Genomic DNA, 13,689 nt, shown 5'->3' with positions numbered 1-13,689 from the left:
TCGTGGGGGCGGGTTTTTGTGTCTAACCGCCCGGCCGGGCCCGGCCCTGCACGGGCTGGTCGGACACGGTCCACGCCGGGGCGCCCGCGCGCTGCAGCGCGCGGACGTCGTCGGGGCCCAGCCAGGGGGCGCACGTGCGCAGGTAGGCGGGTATCGACCACAGATCTCCGACGAGGTCGGTCGCTTCGAGCATCGGCCACGCCCGGTCGAGGGTCCGGATCAGCTCCCGGTCCTGCAGCAGCGACCTGCGGAGCAGCTCGGGCGGGACGTCGTGGCCGTCGCCGTCGCCGTCGTGCTGGTCCATCAGGATCGTGACCAGCTCCTCCAGGATCTGGTCGCGCGCCTCGTTGTGCGGAGTTCCCGGTTCCACCGCTGCGAACGCCGCCGCCCAGTCGTCGGCTCCCAGCCAGAGTTCCGACCAGTGGCTGGAGACCGTCATCCCCTTGGCGGGCGGCTCCTCGTAGATGCGGACGGCCGCCTCGATCGCCTTCACCAGCTCCGCGGACGCCTTCAGGCGGGCCACCTCCGGGTCGGCCTCGGCCGCCGCCCCGGCTCCCTCGGCGACGAGGTCGCGCAGGGTGCAGGTCCGGACGCCCTCCTCGCCGAGGCTGGGCAGGACATCGGCGACGTACGCGAGGTAGGGCTGGTGCGGACCGACGAACAGCACGCCGCCCCGACGGTGACCGAGGCGCGGGTCGGAGTACAGGAGGTGCGCGGCGCGGTGCAGGGCGACGACCGTCTTGCCCGTACCGGGACCGCCGTCGACGACGAGGGCACCGCGGGATCCCGCGCGGATGACGGCGTCCTGGTCGGCCTGGATGGTGGCGAGGACGTCGCGCATCCGGGCCGACCGGTTGCCGCCCAGGCTGGCGATGAACGCCGACTGGTCGTCGAGCGCGGCATGCCCCTCCAGCCCGTCGGTGGTGAACACCTCGTCCCAGTAGTCGCTGATCAGGCCGCGGGTCCAGCGGTACCTGCGACGGCTCGACACGCCCATCGGGTTGGCGTGGGTCGCCGCGAAGAACGGCTCGGCCGCGGGGGAGCGCCAGTCGAGCAGCAGCCGGCGGCCGGTGCTGTCGGTGAGGCCGAGGCGTCCGATGTACAGGGGCTCGGGGCTGTCCGCGAGGACGACGTGGCCCAGGCACAGGTCCAGCCCGAAGCGGCGCAGGGTGCGCAGGCGGGCGGTCAGACGGTGGATCTCCGCGTCCCGGTCCATCGCCTCCCGGCCGACGCCGCCGGGCGCCTTGCGCGTGGCCTCGAGCCGGTCGGACAGTTCGGCGATCGTCTCTTCGAGACTCGCCGAGATGGCAGCGAAGTGCCGCTCGTCGCCGTCGATCAGCGTCGGGTCGGCCTTGGGGGAGAGGTGGCCGGGAAGGTCGAACGCGCTGGTGGTCAACACATGCACGAAGTGGATCTCTCATTTCTGCAGCTTCTGGCCTGAGGGCCCGTTCATTGCGCCGCCTCGATCCTCAAGGACGGGTGACGTACGACGGCAAGGACCGGGGCGCCCCGCAGTGCGGGGCGCACGGGGCACCGGTGCGTGGAGCCGTGCCGGCGATCAGTCCTCGATCGCCTGGTACAGAGTGGTCCAGAAATCGTGCATCAGGTGGATCGCGTCGGGGACCGAGGTGTCGACCTGGGTGAGGAGGATGCCGACGACGTTGTTGACGGGGTCGGCGTAGGTGGAGGTGCCGGAGCCGCCGTCCCAGCCGAACTGGCCGACGGGAGCGTAGTCGCCGCGGTAGGTCCGCACCGCCATCCCGAAGCCCCAACCGCCGTGCTGGCCCTGGCCGAAGGAGATGTGGACGTTGTTGGTGGCCAGCTCGGTGCGGGCGGCGTTCTGCGCGGGGGTGAGGCGGTTGGTGGTCATCAGCTCCACCGCCTGCCGGGACAGAACGCGCTCGCCGCCGTGCTTGCCGCCGTTGAGGAGCATCTTGAAGTAGGCGTGGTAGTCGTCCGCGGTGGAGACCAGACCACCGCCACCGCCCTGGAACGCCGGCGGGATGTTCCACCGGCCGTCCTTGGACTCGTCCCATACGTGGAACTCGCCGGACCGCGGGTCGGGCGCGTAGAGGACCGGCAGCCGGTCGATCTTGTCGTCCGGGACGTGGAAGCCGGTGTCCTCCATCCCCAGCGGGCCGAAGACGCTTTCGCGCAGCGCCTCCTCGAAGGTCTTGCCGGTCACCCGGGAGACCAGTACGCCGACCAGATCGCTGGCGAGCTGGTACTGCCAGTGGTCGCCGGGCTGGTGCATCAGCGGGAGCGCGCCCAGGCGGCGCAGCCACTCGTCCTGCTCGGGCATCGGCGTGGGCAGGTTGGGCGTCAGCCCCTGTGCGAAGACCTCCTTCATGATCGGCGTACCGATCGAGGTCATGTCCATACCGAGGCCGAAGGTGGAGGTCAGCACGTCCCGGACGGTGATGGGACGGCGCGCCGGGACCGTATCGTCGAGCGGGCCGTCGAAGGCCTTCAGCACCTGACGGTCGGCCAGCTCCGGCAGCCACCGGTCCACCGGGTCGTCCAGCCGCAGCCGGCACTCGTCGAGCAGCACCATCGCCGCCGCTATCGAGACCGGCTTGGAGGTGGACGCCATCCGGAAGAGGGTGTCCCGGCGCATCGGCGCGCCGCCGTCGTGCTCCATCGTGCCGAGCGTCTCCACGTGCGTCTCGTCGTCCTTGCTGTACAGGGCGACGACGCCGGGGATCTTGCCGGAGTCGACGTGGCGGGCCAGCACGTCGCGGATCTTGCGCTGCCCTGAAGCGGTGAACTGTGACATGAGGGGTGCTCCTTGGTCGGGTGGAAGTGTCGGGGGAGGAGAGGAGAGGGGAGGAAGGGAAGGAAGAGGTGACGGACGAGGGGGGTCAGAGGCTGCGGGCGGAGATGTCGCCGCTGCCGCTGGTGGCGCTGATCTCCAGCACGGGGGAGCCGTCGTTCTTCAGGGCGTTGCTGACGCGGCCGTGGCGGGCGTCGGCGTCCAGCGTGGCGGAGGCGCCGGGGGCGGCGGCGATCGCGATGTCGCCGTGCTGGGTGCGGAGCACCACCGCGCCGCGCACCGCCTCGCCGATGGTGATGTCGCCCCGCGCGGTGGAGATCTCCGCGGGGCCGCCCAGCCGGCCGACGCGGACATCGCCGTCGACGGAACTGAGGCGCAGGCCTTCCACGTCGCCGATCTCGATGCGTCGGTGGGCGCCTTGGACGGCCACGTCGCCGAGCCGGCCCTCGGTGCGCACCTCTGCGGCGGCGGAGGTGGCCTCGACGCGGGAGCCGGTGGGGAGTCGAACCGTCACCTCGACGGATCCGGGGTTGCTCAGCACCTGGTTCCCCGCCTCCGGTGCGATGACGCGCAGCACGCCGTCGCCGAATCCGATCGTGGTCTGCTCCGCGGCCTTCACATCGCGGCCCTTGCCGGCGTCCGCGGGACGCACCTCGACGCTGGTCTCGGCGAGGTCGGTGGCGAGGAGGCTGATGTGTCCGGCGGGCAGCTCCACGACCACGGTGATCGCGTCGGGGGTCTCGAACTTCTGCATGGGACGTTCTCCTTGGTGGGGTGTTCAGGGGTCAGGTTGTGGGATGGCCGGGTCGTGGAGTGGTCAGGTGGCGGGCAAGTCGAGTTGGTACGTGTGGGTGCTGCGGTGGAAGCGGAAGCCCAGCTGCCGGTTCACGGCGAGCATGTGGGTGTTGTCCTGGGCGTTGTCGGTCTCGATCTCCACGATCGCGGGGTGCTCGGCGCGGAGCCTGCGCACCATCTCGGCCTTGACCCACAGCCCGAGCCCGTGGCCGCGGTGTGCGGGCACCACGACGGTGTCGTACTGCAGTGCCCGGCGGGTCTCCCCGGCGCGGATGACGATCTCGGTGTATCCGGCCATCTCCCCCTTGCCGAGCGCAGCGGTCGTCAGCAGTACGTCACCGCGGTCGGCCAGCACCTCGGCCATGGCCCGGACGCGGTCGGCGGTCCAGTTCTGGCTGCCGTAGTCCATGTCGCCGGTGGGCATGTCGTTCATCGCGTTCTTGGCCGCGGCGAACGCCTCGGCCAGGTCGTCGGGAACCGTGCCGGTCCAGCCGGCCAGTTCGTAGCCGGGGTGCTCGGCGCCGGCTGCGGCATCGTCGGCCCGTGCGACATCGAGCAGCAGGTGGTCCAGTGCCAGTACCCGCCGGAAGTCGCGCTCGGCGCAGAACGCGTCCCCCGGTCCGTCGCCGGCCACGGCGGCTATCAGGCTGCGGCGCTGTTCGGCCTGTGCCGCCTCCACGGCCGTGGCCAGCAGGTGCGAGCCGACGCCCGAGCGCCGCCGGTCCGGGGCGACGTGCAACTCCAGCTCAGCCAGGTGTTTTTGGCCGTCCGATGTGAACAACCGCAGCCCGGCCACACCGACCACCGCGCCGTCGGTCGCGGTGGCTTGCCAGAGGAGCCGGCGGTTGTCCCGCCCGGCGACGGTGAGTTGGGCGTGGATCTGCTCGAACGTGGGCCGGGGCTCTCCAGGCAGATCGCCGGCGACCGAGGCCGCCACGACCGCATGCCAGGCGGCGGCGTCTTCAGTGGAGACATGAGTGAGGGGCACGGCGCTGATCATGTGGGACTCCTCGGTGGGGAGGGAATTCCGTTTTTGAGGGGCTGGGGTGATCCGGTTGCGGCGATCCGGCTCTGACCGCGTCATCACGTTCGCGTTCCTTCAGTCGGTGTGGCGCACGAGCGGCCAGTCGATGTCGATACGGGCGGCCGTGGCGAGGTAGTTGGTGAACACGTTGAGAGCGACATGGGCGATGACCTCGACGATCTGCCCGTCGGACAGGCCGGCGCGCCGGGCCGCGGTCAGCTGCTCGTCGGCAACGGTTCCGCGGTCACGGACCATCACGGCGGCCAGATCCAGGACGGCGGCGGCCCAGGGGTCGTCGGCCTCGCCCCGGCGAGCGCGGGTGGCCTCGGCCGCACTCAACCCGGCCGTCCTGGTCCCGCGGAACGCATGCACGGACAGGCAGTAGTCGGACGCGTTCTCCTGCGCCACCAGCAATGCGATGCGCTCGCGCACGTCCGCCGACAGGGTTCCTTCCGCGCCCAGGGTGGTGACGGCGCCCAAGTACCCCTTCAGTACGGGCGGGCTGTTGGCCATCACCCTGGCCAGGTTGGGGACGACCCCCAGGGCCTGGTGCGTGGCGGTGAACAGAGTCGCGGTTTCACCGGTCGTGATCTCCGGTTCAACGGTGTGGAGTGGCATGGCGGTAACCCTGCCGGTTGATCTTGATACATTTCCGATGCTTCTTCGATGCACGTGCTGGTGACCCCGGGAGTGACGGCATGCGGTTCGCGATCCTCGGCTCGGTGGAGGCCGTGGCCCCCGGTTCGGGTGCTCCCGGCCTGGCACCCCGTCACCGCGCGGTGCTCGCCTACCTGTTGCTCCATGCCGGGGTCGCGATCAGTACGGACCGCCTGATCGACGCGATGTGGGGGCCGCTGCCGCCCGATTCCGCCCGCGCGCAGATCCAGACCACGGTCGCCGCGATCCGACGGATGCTGCGCGCTTCGGGAGCCGACCGGATGCTGGCCACGCGACCGGCCGGGTACGTGATCACCCCCGAGCCGGGACAGCTCGACCTGGACGAGTTCACCAGCCTGATCGCCCAAGCGCCGGCCGACTCCGACGACCCGGGGGACGCCGCGGACCGGATACGTGCCGCGCTGGCGCTGTGGCGGGGAGAGCCGCTGGCCGACATCACCGCCCATTACGTCCAGAGCGCCAGAGCGCGTCTGAACGGGCAGCTGCTGACCGCCGTCGAGCGCCTGGCCGAGCTGGAACTGGCCCGGGGGCGGCACGACGAGCTCATCGACGAACTGTCCGTCCACGCGGCCGCCAACCCCTTGCGGGAACGGCTCTGCTGCCAGCTGATGCTCGCCCTGCACCGCGCCGGACGCCAAACCGACGCCTTGGACGTGGCGAGAACCTTCCGGGCGACCCTGGCCGAGCAGCAGGGACTGGACCCCGGCCACGCGTTCGGCAAGCTCGAACAGGACATCCTGCGGGACGCCCCCGATCTGCGGCCGCCGGTCACCGCGTCGGCGAAGCCGCAGGGGATCAACTTCCTGCCTTACGACGTCCCGGACTTCACCGGACGCGAAGGCGAGCTCGACGGCCTGATCCGCCTGTGGTCGGGCAACAACGGCGGCGTCGTGACGATCTCGGCGATCGACGGGATGGCCGGCGTCGGCAAGACGACGTTCGCGGTCCATGCCGGGCACCGCCTCGCGGACCACTTCCCGGACGGACAGCTCTTCATCGACCTGCAGGCGCACACCGCCGGTCAGGCGCCGCTCGACGCCGGTGCCGCGCTCGAGATCCTCCTGGGACAACTCGGCGTGCCCACCCAGCAGATACCCGCGTCGGTCGCCGATCGCGCCGCACTGTGGCGGTCCGAACTCTCCGGCCGTCGCGTGCTGGCCGTGCTGGACAACGCCCTCGGCTCGGATCAAGTGCGCCAGTTGCTGCCCGGATCCTCCCGCGCCCTCATCCTGATCACCAGCCGCCGACGGCTGACCGACCTGGACGGGGCACATGCCCTGTCCCTGGACGTGCTGCCCGCCGCGGACGCCTTGGAGTTGTTCACGGCGATCGTCGGCGAACGGGCGGCCGCCGAACCCCTGGCCGTCCTCGATGTCCTGCAGTTGTGCGGATTCCTGCCGCTGGCCGTCCGCATCGCCGCCGCCCGCCTGCACCATCGCCCGCGCTGGACCGTCGCATACCTGGCCGACCGGCTCCGCGACCAGCGCCGCAGACTCTCCGAGCTGGCCACCTCGGAGCGAGGAGTGGCCGCGGCGTTCACGCTGTCCTACGAGCAGCTGACTCCGGATCAGCAGCGCATGTTCCGGCTCCTGGGGCTCCAGCCGGGCCGTGACGTCAGCCCCGAGGCGGCATCCGCGCTGGCCGACCTCGCGCCGGAGCAGGCCGAGGCGCTTCTGGAAGACCTCCTGGACGCCCACGTCCTGACCCAGCACCAGCTCGGCCGCTATACCTTCCACGACCTGCTGCGCGAACACGCCCTCGCCACCGCGGCCGCCCAGGAACCCCCGGGCGCCCAGCGCGAGGCCCTCGGCCGACTGTTCCACCACTATCTCCACACCGCGTGCGCGGCCATCGACCACCTCTACCCCGAGGGCAGGAACCGCAGGCCACGCATCCCCGTGCCGGACACCCAGGCCTCGCCCCCACGGGACGAGGCCGAGGCGATCAACTGGCTGGACAGCGAACGCGCGAACCTCATGGCGTCCGCCCAGTACGCATCCGAGCACGACTGGCTCCCCCACACCAGCCAACTGGCCGCCACCCTGCACCGCTACCTGCTGGGCCACGCCCACCAGGCCGACGCGCTGGCCCTCGGCGGCCTGGCACTACGAGCCGCCCACCGGAGCGGCGACACAGCCGCCGAAGCCCGCACGCTCATCGATCTCGGCCAGGTGCACTTCTGGTGGCACGGCGCCTACGAGCAAGCGGCCGAGCACTACCGGCACGCCCTGGACCTCGCGCGCGGGATCGGCGACCAGGGCGTCGCGGCCGGCGCACTGCAGGCCCTCGGCACCGTCTCCAGGCGGCGGCGAGAATACGACCAGGCCCACGACCACTGCGCGCAGTCGCTCGCGCTCTTCCGGGAGCTGGGCGACCGCGGTGGCGAAGCCAGGTGCCTGACCGACCTCGGCATCGTCCACGAACGCCGAGGACGGTACGAGGACGCCCACGAACACCATCGGCAAGCGCTGCACGCGTACCGCGAGACGGGATCCCGCATCGGCGAGACCGTCGTGCTGAACAACATCGGGCTGCTGTGCCAACGGGAGGGCCGCTACGACGAGGCCCGGCACCATCACCACCAGGCCCTGGAGCTGAGCCGCCGGTTCGACTTCCCCGGAGACGAGGCCGAGTCGCTCAACGCCCTCGCGGAAGCCGCCCGGTCCATGGGCGACCTCGCCCGGGCCGCGGCCGAACACGACACCGCGCTGATCCTCGCCCGCGAGTTCAGCTACCGCCCCGAGCAGGCCCGCGCCCACGACGGGCTGGCGCACGTCCACCGCGACCTCGGCCGCATCGACCTCGCCCACGACCACGCCCGACAGGCCCTTGACCTCTACACCACCCTCGCCGTCCCCGAGGCCGACGAGATCCGCACCTTCCTCACCGGGCTGCCACCGACCGCGAACGAGCCCGAACCGCACGGGGTGCCCACCGGCGCCCCGGCCATGAACGCCACCTGAAGTCGCATCGGGCACCTGACCCGTCGAGGGTTCCTCGACCATCAAGGCCGACCGGTCCGCCGCCCGCCGGTTCGACCCCCGATCCCGGCCCCGCGTGGCAGGCTGGAGTCATGTGCGGCCGATACGTCTCCACCCGTAGCCCCGAGGACCTGACCGGCCTGTTCGGCGTCGACGCGCCGAGCCCCGACACCCCGGTGCCGCCGAGCTGGAACGTGGCCCCGACCGATCCGGTGTGGGCGGTGCTGGAGCGCGCCGACCGGGACAGCGGCGTGGTGGAGCGGCGGCTGCGGGCGCTGCGCTGGGGACTGGTGCCGTCCTGGTCGAAGGGACCGGGCAGCGCAGCGAAGATGATCAACGCCCGCGTCGAGACGGTGGCGGAGAAGCCCGCCTACCGCCGCGCCTACGCCAAACGCCGCTGCCTGCTCCCCGCCGACGGCTTCTACGAATGGCAGCCGGTCCCCGCCACCGCCACCGCCAAGGCGTACAAGCAGCCGTACTTCATCAGCCCCGAGGACGGCGCGGTGATGGCGATGGCGGGCCTCTACGAGTTCTGGCGCGACCCCTCGGTCACCGATGCCGACGACCCGGCCGCCTGGTGGGCGACCTGCACGGTGATCACCACCGAGGCCACCGACGCCGCGGGCCGCGTCCACCCCCGGATGCCCCTGGCGCTCGCCCCCGCCGACTTCGACGCCTGGCTCGACCCCGCCCACCAGGACCCGCACGACCTGCGCGCCCTCCTGGCCACCCCCGCCGAAGGCCACCTGGAGGTCCGCGCGGTCACCACGGCGGTCAACAGCGTCCGCAACAACGGCCCGGAACTCCTCGCCCCGGCCGCCTAGCGCCGCAGGATCAGATGTCCCCCTGGACGAGGGCGTGCAGGTGCTCGTCGTGCCATCCGTCCGCGTGCAGCAGCGCGCTGCGCATGGTGCCTTCGAGGGAGTATCCGGCCTTCTCGGCCACACGGCAGGATGCCGGGTTGGCCACCGAGTGGCACAAGCGCAGGCGGTGCAGGCCGAGGTCGTTGAGGGCCCACGCGCTGACCCGCTTCGTGGCCTCGACCACCACACCGCCGCCGCGCGCCGCGGGGAGGATCCAGTAGACGATCTCGGCGCTGCCCCCGGCGAGGTCGATGTCGCCCCACCCGATCAGTCCCACCGCCTCGCCACCCGGTCGCGCGATGGCCCAGATGGCGCTCACCTCGCCCCGCCAGCGCTCGTGCATGCGTTCCACTCGCCGACGGGCGTCCTCGGGCGACTCCACCAGCAGCCGATTCCACTGGCGAATCCCGGGATCCCGCCCGGCGGCCACCAGGACGTCGGCGTCGGAGAGGTGCCAGGGCCGCAGCTCCAGGCCGCTCGGGAGAGCGAGCACCGGCTGCTCCATCGTGGACATCCGCCCTGCGGCAACGACCGCGGGTATGGGTGAGTTGGAGATCATCGCGGCATCTTGCCACAGCCTTCCGCCTCCGCCCGGGCCCTCGACGGCCCCGAAGCGCGACCCGGCGGATACTTGCCCCCCGCCCGCGCCGTGTCGTGACGTCGCGGCCGGGCCGCCGTGGGCCGATAGTGGGGCTGTGAGCGACAGGTCGTGGGAAGACGCACCGAAGGACCCGGCGGAGGGCGCAGCCTGGTCCGGACATGCCGGGGCGCAGGCCTTCGCGGCAGTGGAGGCGGCCACCGACTGGCTGCTCGGCTACCCGTTCGTCTTCCGGTCCCTGGAACGCAGGATCGGCGCCGGGGACGTCCTCGTCGACTACGGGTGCGGTCCGGGCACGGTCGCCGACCACGCCGCCCGGCGCCTGGGGGCGCGGGTGCTGGGGGTGGACACCTCCCCCGAGATGCTGGCACTGGCCCGGACCCCGGGGACCGCGGTGGCGGAGTTCCACCTGGTCGAGAACGGCCGGGTGACCGGCCTGGCGGACGGCTGCGCGGACGCGGCGATGTGCAACCACGTGCTCGCCTCGCTGCCGACCGAGGAGGCCGTCCTCGCCGTCTTCACCGAGATCCGCCGGCTGCTGCGCCCCGGAGCCCCGTTCGTGCTGCTGGCCACCGACCCCGCCTGCAACGGCACGGAGTACGCCTCCCTGCGGATCGGCGAGCCGGGCGCGGCGTACGGGCCGGGCCAGGAGCTCACCGTACGGCTGCGGCGCACGGACGGGACCTGGCAGGAGATGCGCAACCACGCCTGGCCCGTCGGCACCTATCCGCCCCTGCTGGAGCTCGCCGGGTTCCGGGGCGTTGTCCAGCACCACCCCTCGGTGAAGGAAGCGTCCTCGGTGGCCGACCCGGAACTCGTACGCAGCCGTCCGTGGGCGGCGGAACGCGAGCGTCCACCCCTGGTGATCACCACGTCCCTGGCCGCCTGACCACGGGAAACACGCATCAGTCGAACGTTCATTTGTCATGCAAAAGTTCGACATCGACGTCATCCCGTCGAAAGTCAGACAATCGGCCGGATCGTGTGGGAGTCTGCTGCGCACGCGAAGCGAGAACGCGCGCATCCGTCACTGGGGAGGTCTCATGCGTGGATCACTGCTCCGGAAGTCCCGTGCCGTGTTGGTGGGTTCGGCGATGACCCTGAGCGCCGTCGCCCTCAGCACCGCTCCGGCCAGCGCCTGGTCGGGCGGGAACGTCTGGGTCAACTTCGGCAGCTGGAACTGTCCGGGAGGGGGGTCCGTGGTCGGCGTCTACTGGGGGGTGGACAGCTACTCCAGCGGCCCGGCCGAAGGCGACTGGGGCGACAACGTCATCTACCCGCGCGTGCGGGTGGGTTCGGGGTCCTTCAACACCCTCAGCTACCAGACGATGTGCAAGAAGTGGGGCTGGTACACCTACCGCGGCGTGGTGAGCCAGCGCACCCTCACCCCGTACAAGTCGGGTCTGAGCTACACCTACTGACGGAGGCTCATGGCAGATCAATGCGCGGGGAGGTGCGCGACGTGCGAAGGCCGGGGCGCGCCCCCCGGGTAGGCCTCGCCGAGGACCGTGTCGAACAGCGTCGTCACGTCGTCGGCGGTCATCCCCTGCTCCCGCGCCTCGCGCATCCACGCCCCGAGCCGGCCCCGCAGGGGGGACTCGGGCGCGGTCTGCGGGGTGGCCAGGGAGCGGGTGATGAAGGTGCCGGAGCCCTGCCGGACCTCGACCAGCTCCAACCGCTCCAGCTCGCGGTACGCCTTGAGGGTGGTGTTGGGGTTCACCTTCGTGGTGGCGGCGACCTGCGCCGCCGTGGGCAGCTTGTCGCCCTCGGCCAGCGCCCCCATGCGGAGCGCCTGCTCCACCTGGTGGACGATCTGGAGGTAGGCGGGCATGCCGCTGCGGCGTTCGATGCGAAACACGACCACGGTGCCCGCCTCCTTGATCTTTCGTAGGGTCTTTCAGCCTAGGGGTTCCACGCGGCCGCGGCGGCCCCGCGGCAGGGGGCCGCCGCAGGCGGTGCCGCCTACAGCGGGCGGCGCCGGGCCCGCCACATCAGCGCGGCGACGCACACGGCGGCGAGCGCCAGCAGTACCGCCGCGGCGGCCCACTGCATGCCCGCCATCTGGTCCTCGCCGTAGTAGTCCCACACCGAATTGACGATGCCGAGCCCGCTCCGGCAGCTCTCCGGCGCGCTGTCGTTCACGCAGGTGCCCCACCCGTAGAGCTTCCCGGAGGCGGTACCGATCCAGTTGTCCACCTGGACCACGTGGTCGAGCAGCGCGGGCTGACTCTCGCCGAGCGGGTACGTGAGCCGCCTGGGGGTGGCGAGATGGGTCCGGAACTCCTCCGCCGCGACCAGGGCGACGCCCGAGACCAGGAAGGTGCAGACCATGGCCACCACGGTGCGGCGCAGCAGCGCCCCGGCCAGGATGCCGAGCGAGGTGGTGAACAGCGCCGTCGCCACCCCGACGGGGCCCGTCACCTCGAACACCGGGTTCGACAGCCAGTCGCTGGGCGCGAACGGCCCGGCGGAGCGCCACCACCAGGCGTAGACGAGGCCGAGGATCCCGGTCGTCACCGAGGCGAGGACCAGGGCGAAGCACAGCTTCCACGCCAGCCAACGGGTACGGGAGACCGACTGGGTCGTGACGAGCCGCGCGACCCCGCTCTCCTGGTCGGCGGAGATGAGCGGCGCACCGAGGAACACGCCCAGCAGCAGGGACAGGAAGGCCACCGAACTCCCCCCGGAGTTCAGGTCGTTGGTGACCCTGTTGGCGACGCTGCCGTCGAGCTCCGCGGGCGACTTCGCGGGCCATCCGGCGCCGTGCAGGGTGTCCAGCATCGCGCCGCGCTCGTAGACGATCCAGACCGTGCCGAGGACGACGGCGGCGGCGCAGACGAGCAGCGCCGTACGGTGCTGGCGGACCATCAGCCAGGCGAGTCCGCGCAGTCGGCGGGCCGGGGCGGACGCGACACCCTTGCGGGGGGTGTCCTGGGTCAGTGCGCTGCTCATGCGGCGAACTCCTCTCGGTGGCCGGGGACGGCGGTCGGGGAGAGCAGCGCGGGAGCCCCGGGGGAGCGGAGGTACGCGAGCAGCACCTCCTCCATGCCGGGCCGGGACAGCTGCCACTCGCCCTCCAGCGGTCCCTGGCGCCGGACCATGGCGGTGAAGTGCCGTCCGGAGGTGCGTACTTCGATCACGGTGTGGGGTGCCAGGGCGGCGGGCAGGTCCCCTTCCGGGGTCACGCCGGTGACCACGGTGTGCATGGGGACCAGTTCGTCCGCCTCGCCCGCCATGCGGACGCGTCCGTCGGCGAGGACGAGCAGGTAGTCGCACATGTCCTCGATCTCGGTGAGCAGATGGGAGGACATCAGTACGGTCGTGCCGTGCTCGGCGGCCTCGGACAGCAGCAGCGCGCCCATCTCCTCCCGCGCGACCGGATCCAGATCGGCCATGGGCTCGTCCAGCAACAGCAGTTCGGGCCGCTTCCCGAAGGCGAGCGCGAAGGCCACGCGGGTGCGCTGGCCGCCCGACAGGTCCTCGATCCGGGACGTGAGCGGCACCTGCCCGGACCGGATGATCCGCTCGGCCACCTCCTGGTCCCAGGCCGGGTTGAGTTCCAGGCCCATCCGCAGGGTCTGCGCCACGGTGAACCGCTTGAACAGCGGCTTGTCCTGGCCGAGGTAGGCCCAGCGGGTCATGGCGCCGGGCGCCGATACGGGGGAGCCGAAGATCCGCAGCTCGCCGGCCGAGGGGTCGGCCAGGCGGGTCGCCAGGTTCAGCAGGGTGCTCTTGCCGGCGCCGTTCGGCCCGACGAGGGCGGCGATGCGGCCCGCGGGGACCCGGAAGGAGCAGTCCTTCAGGGCCCAGCGGCGCCCGTACTTCTTACCGAGCCCGCGCGCCTCCAGGGCCCACCGGTCGTCCGCCGCGTCGGAGGTGGTCACGCCTCGCACAGCTTCCCCCCTTTCCGTCAATCCACTAGATAACTAATGGAATCATGGACTCAGGGCGGGGTCATGTCAACACGGGGCTGGAGA

12 protein-coding genes and 1 pseudogene are annotated in these 13,689 nt (G+C 71.6%); 4 read left to right on the top strand and 9 right to left on the bottom strand.

The window, feature by feature from the left end:
- Positions 1–34 precede the first annotated feature (34 nt).
- The 5 genes and pseudogenes from helR to ACFV0Q_RS15865 all read right to left on the bottom strand — a co-directional run.
- Positions 35–1,405 (bottom strand): annotated as a pseudogene (helR, locus tag ACFV0Q_RS15885) (RNA polymerase recycling motor ATPase HelR); the annotation flags it as partial.
- Positions 1,406–1,558: 153 nt separating this feature from the next.
- The gene (locus ACFV0Q_RS15880; protein WP_385005554.1) at positions 1,559–2,776 is read right to left on the bottom strand and encodes a serine hydrolase domain-containing protein; all 1,218 of its coding nucleotides are present in this window, start codon (positions 2,774–2,776) and stop codon (positions 1,559–1,561) included.
- An 85-nt stretch (positions 2,777–2,861) separates the two neighbouring features.
- Positions 2,862–3,527, bottom strand: coding sequence for a DUF4097 family beta strand repeat-containing protein (locus ACFV0Q_RS15875; protein WP_385005552.1), 666 nt, complete (start codon positions 3,525–3,527; stop codon positions 2,862–2,864).
- A gap of 63 nt (positions 3,528–3,590) precedes the next feature.
- Complete coding sequence (locus tag ACFV0Q_RS15870; protein WP_385005550.1) at positions 3,591–4,568, bottom strand: GNAT family N-acetyltransferase; 978 nt, start codon at positions 4,566–4,568, stop codon at positions 3,591–3,593.
- Positions 4,569–4,667: 99 nt separating this feature from the next.
- On the bottom strand, positions 4,668–5,210 hold the full coding sequence (locus ACFV0Q_RS15865; RefSeq protein WP_385005548.1) for a carboxymuconolactone decarboxylase family protein: 543 nt from the start codon (positions 5,208–5,210) through the stop codon (positions 4,668–4,670).
- Between the two features lie 80 nt (positions 5,211–5,290).
- Between ACFV0Q_RS15865 and ACFV0Q_RS15860 the strand changes: the two genes are divergently transcribed.
- Entirely contained in the window at positions 5,291–8,233 is a 2,943-nt protein-coding gene (locus ACFV0Q_RS15860; protein WP_385005546.1) for a BTAD domain-containing putative transcriptional regulator, read from the top strand.
- Positions 8,234–8,343: 110 nt separating this feature from the next.
- Positions 8,344–9,075, top strand: coding sequence for an SOS response-associated peptidase (locus ACFV0Q_RS15855; RefSeq protein WP_385005544.1), 732 nt, complete (start codon positions 8,344–8,346; stop codon positions 9,073–9,075).
- A gap of 10 nt (positions 9,076–9,085) precedes the next feature.
- On the opposite strand, the gene ACFV0Q_RS15850 is transcribed toward ACFV0Q_RS15855, so the two are convergent.
- A complete protein-coding gene (locus tag ACFV0Q_RS15850; protein WP_385005542.1) occupies positions 9,086–9,673 on the bottom strand; it encodes a GNAT family N-acetyltransferase in 588 nt (195 codons plus the stop codon).
- A gap of 136 nt (positions 9,674–9,809) precedes the next feature.
- Between ACFV0Q_RS15850 and ACFV0Q_RS15845 the strand changes: the two genes are divergently transcribed.
- A complete protein-coding gene (locus ACFV0Q_RS15845) occupies positions 9,810–10,601 on the top strand; it encodes a class I SAM-dependent methyltransferase (protein WP_385005540.1) in 792 nt (263 codons plus the stop codon).
- A 154-nt stretch (positions 10,602–10,755) separates the two neighbouring features.
- Complete coding sequence (locus ACFV0Q_RS15840; RefSeq protein WP_385005538.1) at positions 10,756–11,133, top strand: hypothetical protein; 378 nt, start codon at positions 10,756–10,758, stop codon at positions 11,131–11,133.
- Positions 11,134–11,150: 17 nt separating this feature from the next.
- On the opposite strand, the gene ACFV0Q_RS15835 is transcribed toward ACFV0Q_RS15840, so the two are convergent.
- The 3 genes from ACFV0Q_RS15835 to ACFV0Q_RS15825 all read right to left on the bottom strand — a co-directional run bounded on the left by ACFV0Q_RS15835 (position 11,151) and on the right by ACFV0Q_RS15825 (position 13,605).
- Positions 11,151–11,543: a GntR family transcriptional regulator gene (locus ACFV0Q_RS15835; protein WP_385005558.1), complete on the bottom strand. Its 393-nt coding sequence runs from the start codon at positions 11,541–11,543 to the stop codon at positions 11,151–11,153.
- A gap of 131 nt (positions 11,544–11,674) precedes the next feature.
- Positions 11,675–12,664, bottom strand: coding sequence for an ABC transporter permease (locus tag ACFV0Q_RS15830; protein ID WP_385005536.1), 990 nt, complete (start codon positions 12,662–12,664; stop codon positions 11,675–11,677).
- A complete protein-coding gene (locus ACFV0Q_RS15825) occupies positions 12,661–13,605 on the bottom strand; it encodes an ABC transporter ATP-binding protein (RefSeq protein ID WP_385005534.1) in 945 nt (314 codons plus the stop codon). The genes ACFV0Q_RS15830 and ACFV0Q_RS15825 overlap by 4 nt, the downstream gene beginning before the upstream one ends.
- Between the last annotated feature and the right edge of the window lie 84 nt (positions 13,606–13,689).

It is taken from the genome of Streptomyces sp. NPDC059564 (assembly GCF_042735575.1).
GTDB lineage: Bacteria > Actinomycetota > Actinomycetes > Streptomycetales > Streptomycetaceae > Streptomyces.
The sequence above is the reverse complement of the archived record's forward strand: the minus strand, read 5'-3'. Positions and strand labels throughout refer to the sequence as shown.

Coding starts and splice junctions, on each gene's coding strand:
- ACFV0Q_RS15830 (WP_385005536.1), bottom strand. CDS start 12,664: ATGAGCAGCGCACTGACCCAGGACACCCCCCGCAAGGGTGTCGCGTCC.
- ACFV0Q_RS15855 (WP_385005544.1), top strand. CDS start 8,344: ATGTGCGGCCGATACGTCTCCACCCGTAGCCCCGAGGACCTGACCGGC.
- ACFV0Q_RS15875 (WP_385005552.1), bottom strand. CDS start 3,527: ATGCAGAAGTTCGAGACCCCCGACGCGATCACCGTGGTCGTGGAGCTG.
- ACFV0Q_RS15860 (WP_385005546.1), top strand. CDS start 5,291: ATGCGGTTCGCGATCCTCGGCTCGGTGGAGGCCGTGGCCCCCGGTTCG.
- ACFV0Q_RS15870 (WP_385005550.1), bottom strand. CDS start 4,568: ATGATCAGCGCCGTGCCCCTCACTCATGTCTCCACTGAAGACGCCGCC.
- ACFV0Q_RS15880 (WP_385005554.1), bottom strand. CDS start 2,776: ATGTCACAGTTCACCGCTTCAGGGCAGCGCAAGATCCGCGACGTGCTG.
- ACFV0Q_RS15865 (WP_385005548.1), bottom strand. CDS start 5,210: ATGCCACTCCACACCGTTGAACCGGAGATCACGACCGGTGAAACCGCG.
- ACFV0Q_RS15835 (WP_385005558.1), bottom strand. CDS start 11,543: ATGCCCGCCTACCTCCAGATCGTCCACCAGGTGGAGCAGGCGCTCCGC.
- ACFV0Q_RS15840 (WP_385005538.1), top strand. CDS start 10,756: ATGCGTGGATCACTGCTCCGGAAGTCCCGTGCCGTGTTGGTGGGTTCG.
- ACFV0Q_RS15850 (WP_385005542.1), bottom strand. CDS start 9,673: ATGATCTCCAACTCACCCATACCCGCGGTCGTTGCCGCAGGGCGGATG.